Annotated in this window: 8 protein-coding genes; all 8 read right to left on the bottom strand. The window is 53.2% G+C overall.

From position 1 onward, the window contains the following. Positions 1-2,035 (bottom strand): ATP-dependent DNA helicase RecG (gene recG, locus KJ869_03645; GenBank protein ID MBU1576283.1); only part of this gene is annotated, 2,035 nt, incomplete at its 3' end. Between the two features lie 61 nt (positions 2,036-2,096). Further along, positions 2,097-2,687 carry a gliding-motility protein MglA gene (locus KJ869_03640; GenBank protein MBU1576282.1) on the bottom strand — a complete coding sequence of 197 codons (591 nt, stop codon included), beginning with the start codon at positions 2,685-2,687 and terminating at the stop codon, positions 2,097-2,099. Between the two features lie 11 nt (positions 2,688-2,698). Beyond that, positions 2,699-4,156, bottom strand: coding sequence for a glycogen synthase GlgA (glgA, locus tag KJ869_03635; GenBank protein MBU1576281.1), 1,458 nt, complete (start codon positions 4,154-4,156; stop codon positions 2,699-2,701). Beyond that, positions 4,153-5,154: a galactose-1-phosphate uridylyltransferase gene (gene galT / locus KJ869_03630; protein MBU1576280.1), complete on the bottom strand. Its 1,002-nt coding sequence runs from the start codon at positions 5,152-5,154 to the stop codon at positions 4,153-4,155. Before galT ends, glgA begins: the two co-directional genes overlap by 4 nt. A gap of 122 nt (positions 5,155-5,276) precedes the next feature. Continuing rightward, positions 5,277-6,773: a peptidyl-prolyl cis-trans isomerase gene (locus KJ869_03625; protein MBU1576279.1), complete on the bottom strand. Its 1,497-nt coding sequence runs from the start codon at positions 6,771-6,773 to the stop codon at positions 5,277-5,279. Positions 6,774-6,829: 56 nt separating this feature from the next. Further along, positions 6,830-7,429: a hypothetical protein gene (locus KJ869_03620; GenBank protein ID MBU1576278.1), complete on the bottom strand. Its 600-nt coding sequence runs from the start codon at positions 7,427-7,429 to the stop codon at positions 6,830-6,832. Positions 7,430-7,452: 23 nt separating this feature from the next. Continuing rightward, positions 7,453-8,364, bottom strand: a complete 912-nt coding sequence (locus KJ869_03615; protein ID MBU1576277.1) for a PorV/PorQ family protein — start codon at positions 8,362-8,364, stop codon at positions 7,453-7,455. A gap of 128 nt (positions 8,365-8,492) precedes the next feature. Continuing rightward, positions 8,493-9,967 (bottom strand): hypothetical protein (locus tag KJ869_03610; protein ID MBU1576276.1); only part of this gene is annotated, 1,475 nt, incomplete at its 5' end.

Here is a 9,967-nt window from a genome sequence, read left to right as displayed (position 1 = left end):
CGGGGTGAAAAGAGTGAAGTCCGGCCTTGATGCCCAAGTGCTGTTTTTGAGACAGATCGGAATCGCTTGCCAGTATTCGCTTGGCTTCCTCCCGGGCCGGGGCGATCAAGGCGGCATCTTTGGCTAGATCGGCGATCTTCAGTTGGGGCAGGCCGTGCTGCCGGGTGCTCCAAAATTCCCCCGGGCCCCGCAGTTCCAGGTCCTTCTCGGCGATTTTAAAACCGTCGCTCATGCTTTGCATGGTGTCCAGCCTTTGCCTGGCCTCGGGCGTCAGTTTTGGCCCGGCCATCAAGATGCAGTATGATTTATGGCTGCCCCGGCCGACCCGGCCCCTTAGCTGGTGCAGCTGGGACAAGCCGAATCTTTCGGCCTGCTCGATGAACATGATATTGGCGTTGGGGACGTCTATTCCCACTTCGATGACGGTGGTGGAGACCAGAATATCCACCTTATGATTCCTGAAATCTTCCATCACCGACTGGCGTTCCTCGGTTGACAGCTGGCCGTGCATCAAACCCACCCGGCGGTCCTTGAAAATATCCTGGGACAGAGTGCGATGCATCTTGATGGCGGCCTTCAACTCGATTTTGTCCGACTCCTCGATCACAGGATAGACCACGTAAGCCTGTCTTCCCTGCGACAATTGTTGTTCCATGAATTCGTACACCTTTGAACGGTTGGTCTCGGCCGTCCATTTGGTGGTTATCTTCTGTCTTCCCAGGGGAACCTGATCTATGGTGGAAACGTCCAGGTCTCCATATACGGTCATAGCCAGGGTCCTGGGTATGGGCGTGGCGGTCATGACCAGGGTGTGGGGATATTTGCCCTTGAAGCGGAAAGCCGCCCGTTGCCTTACGCCGAAGCGGTGCTGTTCGTCGATTATTGCCAGGCCCAGGCTGGCAAATTCGACGGATTCCTGGATCAATGCCTGGGTGCCCATACAGACGCTTATCCCGCCGTCGCTCAGCCCCTGATAGATTTTGCTCCGTTCCTTGTTTTTGATCTTGCTGGTCAGCAGGGCTGAGGTTATATCCAATTTGCTCAGCCAGGGGCGCAGGGTATTGTAATGCTGTTCGGCCAGCAGTTCGGTAGGAGCCATCAAACTGGCCTGGGTCCCGCCCTTTACCGTTTGTATTATAGCAGCCAGGGCCACAATGGTTTTGCCGGAGCCTACATCGCCCTGAAGCAGGCGGTGCATGGGCCTGGCCCGGCCGATGTCAGTTGATATCTCTCCGATCACCCGTATTTGAGCCTCGGTCAGCGTAAAGGGGAGGATGGAGGAGAAATCTTTTCCCCAATCAGATGATTTTATAATGGCGCCGACCCCGTGTTCCTGCAAGGAGTTCTTCTTAAGAAAAAGGATCAGTTCCAGATAGAGCAATTCCTCAAAGGCTAAGCGGTGGTGGACTTGATCTAATATTTCCAGAGAATCCGGGAAATGTAGCTGGGCGATTGCATGTCGTATGCCCATCAGGTTTTTTGCTTCGATAAGTTCCGGGGGCAGGGGTTCTGTGATCTCGTCCAGGTATCCTTCCAGGGCAGACTTGATTACCTGCCTGATCTGTTTGGTCGAAAGTCCGCTGGTGGCGGGATGGAGGGGAACGATCCTCCCGGTGTGGATCAGCTCGGCCTCCTCACTGTCCAGCAGCTCATATTCCGGATTGGACATAGACAGGCCGTGGTCGGACAGTACCTGTCCCGAGACCACTATGCCGTCACCTATCTGGAAGCGGTCCTTCAGGTAGGACTGGTTGAACCATTTGCACAGCAGGTAGCCGGTGTCGTCGCTCACCAGCAGATTGAAGATGGTGAAATTGCGCCTGGTGCGGACCAACCCCTTGTCGGACACCTGGCCAAATACAGTAATATTTTCGCCGATCCGGATATCATGGATGTTTTTGATAAGGCTGCGGTCTAAGTATCTCCGGGGAGGGTAATACAGCAGGTCCCTTACCGAAGCTATTCCCAGCTTATTGAAAAGCAGGGCCCGTTTGGGCCCCACTCCTTTTAAATATTGAATATTTGATTCAAGCATTTTCTTGCAAACGAGACCAACCGAAAGCGATTCGATTGGTCATAATAATCCTTATTTCCATCTATATTGATCTTTTGCCGATATTTCCCAGCACCTGGCGGGCGATCTCCTTTAAGGTCTCAAAAACGCCGATGCCCTGGCTGGCCACGGCCTCGAAATCGGACAAATTATTGTCGTTCAGCTGTGACTTCAATTCGTCCAGGGATACGATATTGGGCAGGTCCCTTTTATTATATTGAATGACCAGCGGTACGGTGTCTATGGAGAGGGACATCTCGGCCAGGTTTTCCTTTAAATTGGCGAAACTGGCCAGGGTGTCCTCGTACCGTTCCCGCTGGGAATCGGCCACGAATACTATACCGTCGACGCCCCTCAGCACCAGCTTGCGGCTGGCGTTGTAGAACACCTGGCCGGGGACGGTGTATAAATGAAATTTGGTTTTATATCCCTGGATGGTTCCCAGGTCCAGCGGCATGAAATCGAAGAACAGGGTGCGGTCCAGTTCGGTGGCCAGCGATATCAGCTGGCTCTTGGCCTGGGGATCCACTTTCTGGTATATCTGCCGGAGGTTGGTGGTCTTGCCACCCAGACCGGGACCGTAAAAAACGATTTTACAACTGATCTCACGGGAGGCTCGGTTGATAAGGGCCATAAACTGTCGCTTTACTTTAATTTATAAAACAATTCCAGATATTTCCGGGCCGATGCCTCCCATGAATAATCGCAGGACATGGCCCTGGCCATCAGCTGACGCCACAAAGGTGGATCCTCATAAAGATCCATGGCTCTGGCGATCGCCCCGGAAAAAGCCGCTGGGGAATATTCATTAAAAGTGAATCCGTTGGCTTTTTGAAGGCCCTGGTGGTAATCGACCACGGTATCGGCCAGGCCGCCGGTGTTCCTGACTATGGGTATGGCACCGTATCTTAGAGCTATCAACTGCCCCAGACCGCAGGGCTCATAACGGGAGGGCATCAGAAACATATCCGAGCCAGCATAGGTCAGGTGGGCCATTTCGTTGTCAAAGGCCAGCTTCAGGCCGAGTCGTTCCGGATGCTGCTGCTTCCGGTTGGTAAGCAGTTCATGGTATCCGATATCTCCGGTGCCCAGAACTGCGATATCCAGATTGCTTTCAAATAAACGGGGCAGACATTCGGCCATTATATCCAGGCCCTTTTGAGCGGACAGCCGCGAGACCATTCCCAATAGGGGTTTTTCGGCCTGGTATTCCAGGCCGAATCTCTTGCAAAGAAGCCTTTTAGCGATCTGTTTGTTGGCAAAATCCGTTGCATCGTACCTGGCCGGCAGAAACCCGTCGGTTCGAGGGTTCCACTCTGAGTAATCTATGCCGTTGATGATCCCGGTAAGTTTGTGCTGCAGGATATTCAACAGCCCGTGCAGGCCGCATCCGAACTCCGGGGTCAGTATCTCCCGGGCATAATTGGGGCTGACCGTGGTGATGTGGTCGGAGAACGACAAGCCACCCTTTAAAAAATTCATCTTGCCGTAGAATTCAAGGCCGTCAATGTGGAAGATGGACCAGGGCAGACCGGCCGTAAGCATGGTTTCGGGCGGAAATAACCCCTGGAAGGCCAGATTATGGATAGTGAAGACCGTTCTGGCATCCTTGAAAACGGGGTTATTGTCATAAATATTCTTGAGATAAACCGGGATCAGGCCACTCTGCCAATCGTGGCAATGGATGATATCAGGGTTTAGCCCAAGCCGGATGATCAACTCCAGCGAGGCCCGGGCAAACAGGATGAACCTCTGGGCGTTATCATGATAATCGCCCAGGGCTGTGCCATACAGTTCTGGGCGGTTGCTGAAATATGGGTGGTCTATGAGGTAGGTGGTGACACCGGTAACGGCTCGGGAACTGAGGACATTTATCTTCTCTCTATTGTGGCCTATCGGAACGTCGAATTCGATGCCGGTCGGTTCAAGCGGCATCTTATTTTTATCGATAGCCTGATAAGACGGCATGATGGCAATGGACCGATGCCCCGCTTGTTGGTACATCTGGGCCAGGGAGCCGGCCACATCGGCCAGCCCTCCGGTTTTGGCAAAGGGGACCATCTCGGAAGAGATGGTTATGATATTCAACGGTCGTTCGGTCAACTTATATCGATCTCCCTTAAGAAAGCAGCCGCCTCCTCCGGCGGGGTGGGATTTATATAAAATCCGGTGCCCCTTTCAAATCCTGCCACCCTGGTCAAGCGTGGCATGATCTCTATATGCCAGTGATAGTGGTCAATTTTGGGCCGATCACAGGGGGCGGTGTGGAGGACCAGATTATAGGGCGGGGTGTTGACCGAGCGATTCATGCGCAATAGCGTTCCTTTAAGGATTTCGGCTAGTATTTTCAGATCAGGAACGGCACTGTCCTCAAAAGTGGATAGATGATTCTTTGGCAATATCCAAGTCTCGAAAGGAAACCGGGCGGCATAGGGGACGATACTGATGAATCTGTCGTTCTCAATGACCAGCCGGCGGGTATCCTCGATCTCCTGCTTGATGATATCACAGAAAACGCAGCGTTCTTTGTATTTATAATATTCCAGGGATCCCTCCAATTCCTCCTTGATGGTCTTGGGGACGATGGGTGTGGCGATCAGCTGGGAATGGCTGTGCTCCATGGTGGCCCCGGCCCGGAACCCCTGGTTTTTGAAGATCATCAGATATTTCAGCCTGGTATCGCGCTTCAAATCCTGCATCCGGGCCACAAAGGCCTGCAGTAGCTCCGCGATGTGGTCCGTCTCCATATCGGCCAGATGAAGGTCATGCACCGGGCTTTCGATAAAAATCTCATGGGCTCCAATGCCGGTCATTTTGTCGTAAAGCCCTTCGCCGGATTTATCCAACTGGCCTTCAACCCGGAGGGCCGGGAACTTGTTGGGCACTACCCGGAGCTGCCATCCCGGGCCGTTGGGAGGAGAACCGGGCGGCCGGACGGCCATGATCTCCGGAGGAGTAAGCGACTCGTTGCCGTAGCAAAAGGGACACCCGCCTTTCTTGGCTGGCTCAGGAACCACTTCGTAATCAACCGGCCGTTTGCCTCTTTCGGTGGAGATGATGACCCAGCGGCCGATGATGGGATCTTTTCTTAATTCAGGCATAATTATATATTTATTGCTGAAAGTCTTATGGTTATTATAGCCTAATCCTTTTACCAAAGTCAATAAATAAGAGGCTGGATAGGTTACCAGCCTCTTATTTATATTGTGGGAAAGTCTTTTACTTACTTTCTGGGTTTAGCCTTCTTTGGGAGTTTTCTCTTGGGCTCCGGTTTTTCAACAGGTTTGTCTTCCATCTTGGCCGGCTCTGGGGCTTCGATAAAATATTCTATCTTGGCCTCTTCCTTTAGCCTCTTCAACAATCCGTCATAAAGGGCCTGCTGGCGCTCTTTCTGGAGCTGCCCGCTTATCTGGGCCTGGACCTGCTGAAAATCCCTGACTCCGGCCTTGATCTTATCATCGATGCGATAAATGGCGTATTTGGCAAAATATTTGACCGGCTTGGTAGTATATTTTCCGGCCTTCAGGCTGGAGGCGGCCTTGAAAATTTCAGGCGACAAATCGCCCTTGGCCACCAAGCCCAGATCGCCGCCCTTGTCCTTGCTGGCATCCAGGGATTTCTTCCCGGCGATGGTGCTGAATGATTCGGGCGCCGCTTTGATCTCCGCGATTATTTTTTTGGCTTCGTCCGCGGTCCCGGTTACGATCCAGCTTAGATGCAATTTCTTACCTTCCTTTTTCTCCAGCTTGATCACTGCATAGCGGGGCTCGGTCGGGATCACCTTGGTATATTTGCTCTTGGCTGTCTTGAACAGGGCCGGCTCCGGCGAGGGTTTCTGATCCTTGTTGATCAGTCCCAAGCTGCCGTTGCTCCGGGCATTGGGAGCCGTGGAGTATTTGGCCACCAAAGTATCAAAGGGTTGGCCTTTTTTGGACTTCAATTCCTGGTATATCTTCTGGGCCTGGGCATAGTTGTCAACCTCGATCTGGCTGGCCCTCACCTGCTCCGGGGTCTGATACTCCTTGATATTCTTTTTGTAGTAATTCTTTATTTCCTTGTCGGAGGGCTGGGCCTTTTGGATGACTTCCTGGTCATATAAACCCCTGATCAGCAGATTCTGCTCGGTATCCTTGATGCGCTGGAAGGTCTCCGGGTTGTTGATGATGCCCTGCTTCTGAGCCTCGGCGTAAAGCAACTGGCGTTCGATGATCTGATCCAGGAACTTTTTCTGTCCGGCATCGCCCTCGAACTGGGCCCGGTAGTGGGAGGGGACCTTCTCCATCTCGGCATCCAGCTCCAGCTTGGTCATGGGCTGTCCGTTGATAATAGCGGCGTATTCCTTGAAATTCTTGTTGAAACAGCGGCCGACCCCGTCCAGAGAAAGGCTGTCTATGCCGGGGATGTCGGATTTGGCGTTTTTATAATCGGTGACCACCTTCTGGTAGTTCTCGGCGGAGGTCTGGAAATTGTTGGACCGCTCGTAGGCCAGGGCCAGATAATAGGTGTAATCCTTGGCCCTTTTCGACTTGGGGTAGCTCTCCATAAGCTTATGATATGCGGAGACGGCCTGGGGATAGTCCTGATATTTCAAGCTCAGCTGGGCCATCTGCGATAATAACATCTCGGGGTCTTCTTTGGTGACTTTGTCTTTGGCGGCCAGGGTGCCTGCCGTGGTTAAGGCTAGTGCCAAAATAAGCGCAAAGGTTTTCTTAAAGACCATAGTGGGCTCCTTCATTAGGTTTGTGTTATTGGTTACTATTGATTGGTAAAATTGTGTTACTGGCAGAACAGGTGCATCACCGCTCCCGAGGCCAGGGGTATCCTGATGTTGTCATCCAAAGGGATGGGCAGAATTTCCACCACCACCGCGGCCACTGCCCCGACGGCCATTTCCCAAAAGGTAAGGTCGGTCCCCGGCAGGTGCATTATTATCAGGCCTATGATCAGGCAGCCCGCCAGCCCGGCTCCGGCGCCCTCAAATGATTTTTCAAAGAATTTGGTCCGGCCGACGCTCCGACCCACCAGGGCCGCCAGCGAATCCCCGACTATCAGATAGGAGATGGCCAGTATGGCAATGGAATCCCTGAAAAGCGTAAAACAGGCCAGGGATGAGAGCATCAAATAGGTGGCCCCGGTGAGGGCCGAGATCTCGTGTTTTCTTAAAAGGGGGCCGAATATATCCAGAAAAATTATTTTAATGAACAGGTGTTTCAGGCGGATGATATCTACCACCAGGATGGCCACTGCGACGGCGGCGATTATCCATTTGGCCAGGGTGGTCTGGTGGAGCAGCATGAAGACATAGTATAGAGCCGGAAGGGCCAGGCCGGCCAGTATGTGGAACGCCTTGCGTCGTATTTCACGTTGAATGATCATCAGGCGGATTCAAATCCAAATTGTCAAAATGTGAATGCACCGGAGAGCCGGGTGGAGCTTTCCAGATATTTATGGGCCATATAGGCGTAATCGAAATTGAAGCGTCCCAATTTCAGTCCGGCTCCGGCGGTAAATCTACCCTGATCCCCGCCCAATCTTAAGGCGATCCTTTTTTTCAGCCAGTATTCCAGGCCCAGATGAAGATCCAGGCTCATGCTTCCCAGATGGTAAGTGGCGGCAGATTGCCGTCCCTCAAATCTGAAATCGCCGCCCAGGGCCAGGGCCAGCGGCCTTTCCCCGGCGATGGAGGGGTGGTAGGACGCTCCCAGCCTTGCGGTGGGAGTGATCACCTCCTTGGTGCCGTTATCCCAGGCCAGATAGGTGGTGGTTAGGTCCTGCAGGTTTAGGCCTAATTTTATCTTTTCCCTCCAGGCGGTCATCAATCCGGCATCGATCCCCAATCCCCAGGCCGAGCTGGGCCCCACCGATTTATTGACGAATTTCAGGTTCAGGCCCCAGCGGGTGTTCTGGGTATATTTGCGGCTATAATTCAACAGTAAGGCCGATTCCACATCATCATTGTAGGTGATCTTGGAATAATCCAACCGCTCTCCGGCATCCATTATACCATTATTGTTAAGATCTATCAACGCCTCGCTGGTGTAGGGAATGTCCTTTACCGATAACCGGATATATACCAGCCCCAGGGCATATTGCCCCATCGGCCGGGAATAACCCAGGGCATCGTGGGCCACCAGCGAACCGAAATTGTTGGAATGAGCGAAGATTAGCTGATGGCTGGCCGATGAGGTCCCGGCCGGGTTCCAGTAGCCGGCAAAAGCATCATTGGCGATGGATACATAAGCTCCGCCCATACCCATGGCGGCCGATCCCAGCCCGACATTCAGAAATTCCCCGGCGTATTTTGAGGCCATAGCCGGGAGGGGCAGGGATAAGAAGAAAAAAATGAGAATTTTAATTGTTTTGGGTATCATCACTTTAGACAATAGATATATCAGGATAGTTTAAGATGTTTTAACATTTAATGATAATTCATAAAAGCTTATTTGTCAAGATGTAACGATAATTTTAAACCACTCGAATAGTTCCTTTTAGTAGTCGTAGAGAAGCTCTTGACAAATCGCAAATATTCCGGGTCGGAGCTGATGTCACTTTTAAGCCGGATCATTTTTACATCCGGCAGCCCGGGCATACTGTCCTTGTTGGTCAATAGGGCTATGGGAAAATCGGGGAGGGCGGAAGTGAAATTATTGACAGCCGTTATTTCCGAGGCGGACAGGCTGTCTCCGGCGATTATCAATAACTTGGAATACTTATAGCCCAACGACGGAACGAGACTATCCAGGGCCGTTCGGTTGGGCACCAGGCCGTTCTGCCTAGCCAGTTTTCCGGCGGATATCGCTTTTGCCGAGTTGTTTCTGCCGGGCTGCACCGCGATCAGCAGGTCGCCGCCGGCCCTGAACGATTGGAGCGGGCGGAAAGGGTTCTCGGCATAGGGGTGGGGGTAATAACTGAAGACCACCACCTGGTCCCGGTGGTCATCGCTTCCCCAGGTGAGACGGTAGGCCGCCAATCCATTGGCCGGCGATCTTCCCAGGATGATGGCAGTGTCAGTGGTGCTATCGGCGAGCTCAACGACTCGGATTTTGCCGGGGCTGGCATTGGTCAGGGGTTCTATGATGATCTTTTCCAAAGGCCGCTTGAGCTTTATATGAAGCCCGGTTTTCCCGGCTTCGGAGATCATCCTTGCTTCCAGAGGCAATGTGCCCAGTTCCTGCCTGAGCTTAGAAAAGGCCGCGGCTCCCACGATCAGCCACTCCTGGCTGGTGTGGGGACCCTTGCGGCCCCGGATGCCGCGGAACATGTCGTGCCAGAAAAGCCCCTTAAGCCGTCCTCCGTCGGAGGTGCCCTTGATGGCGTCGGTCAGGCGCCAGTAGAATTCCTCCGGGGCGGGAGGGATGACGCTCTTCTGCAGCAACACCCAGTCTATCTGCTGGCCGGCCATCATCTGAACCTCATTGCCTTTGAGGTACTTCGACCAGACATTGGTCATCTCTAAGCACTGCTGGGCGTTGGATTCGTAGATCATCATGGCATCCAGGTCCAGCCCGGCATCGTTCATCATCGGCGGGTCCTGGCCGTGCTCATGGCCCTTGTCCCAGCCCAGGGTAAAGCCCCACACCGGCTTGCTTACCCCGGCCTCGGCGATCAGCCGCTCCACCGCGGTGGCCGAGCGGTGGGCCTGCCACCACTGCCAGCGGGCCCGGATGGGCTTATCGGACATCGGTTTTACCTGCCGGGCTACCCACAGTATCCGGTCCTTTTTGCTCCACTTGTTCCAGCCGGGCGGTTTTTCGATATTCATCTGCTCCACGAATTCGTCCACCGTCTCGAATCCGCCGGCCCCCGGACGGATGTAATCCAGCCCGATGAAGTCCACATTGGGGTCTTCCTGCAGCAGTTTTAATATTTTTACAATATCGGCCCGCCGCTTGACATCGTCCAAGTTGACATGGT

It is taken from the genome of Candidatus Edwardsbacteria bacterium (assembly GCA_018821925.1).
Taxonomy (GTDB): Bacteria; Edwardsbacteria; AC1; order AC1; family EtOH8; genus UBA2226.
The sequence above is the reverse complement of the archived record's forward strand: the minus strand, read 5'-3'. Positions and strand labels throughout refer to the sequence as shown.

Excerpts from the sequence above, each read along its gene's own strand:
- KJ869_03640 (MBU1576282.1), bottom strand. The coding sequence starts at position 2,687 with ATGGCCCTTATCAACCGAGCCTCCCGTGAGATCAGTTGTAAAATCGTT.
- galT (MBU1576280.1), bottom strand. The coding sequence starts at position 5,154 with ATGCCTGAATTAAGAAAAGATCCCATCATCGGCCGCTGGGTCATCATC.
- KJ869_03625 (MBU1576279.1), bottom strand. The coding sequence starts at position 6,773 with ATGGTCTTTAAGAAAACCTTTGCGCTTATTTTGGCACTAGCCTTAACC.
- KJ869_03620 (MBU1576278.1), bottom strand. The coding sequence starts at position 7,429 with ATGATCATTCAACGTGAAATACGACGCAAGGCGTTCCACATACTGGCC.
- KJ869_03615 (MBU1576277.1), bottom strand. The coding sequence starts at position 8,364 with ATGGCCTCAAAATACGCCGGGGAATTTCTGAATGTCGGGCTGGGATCG.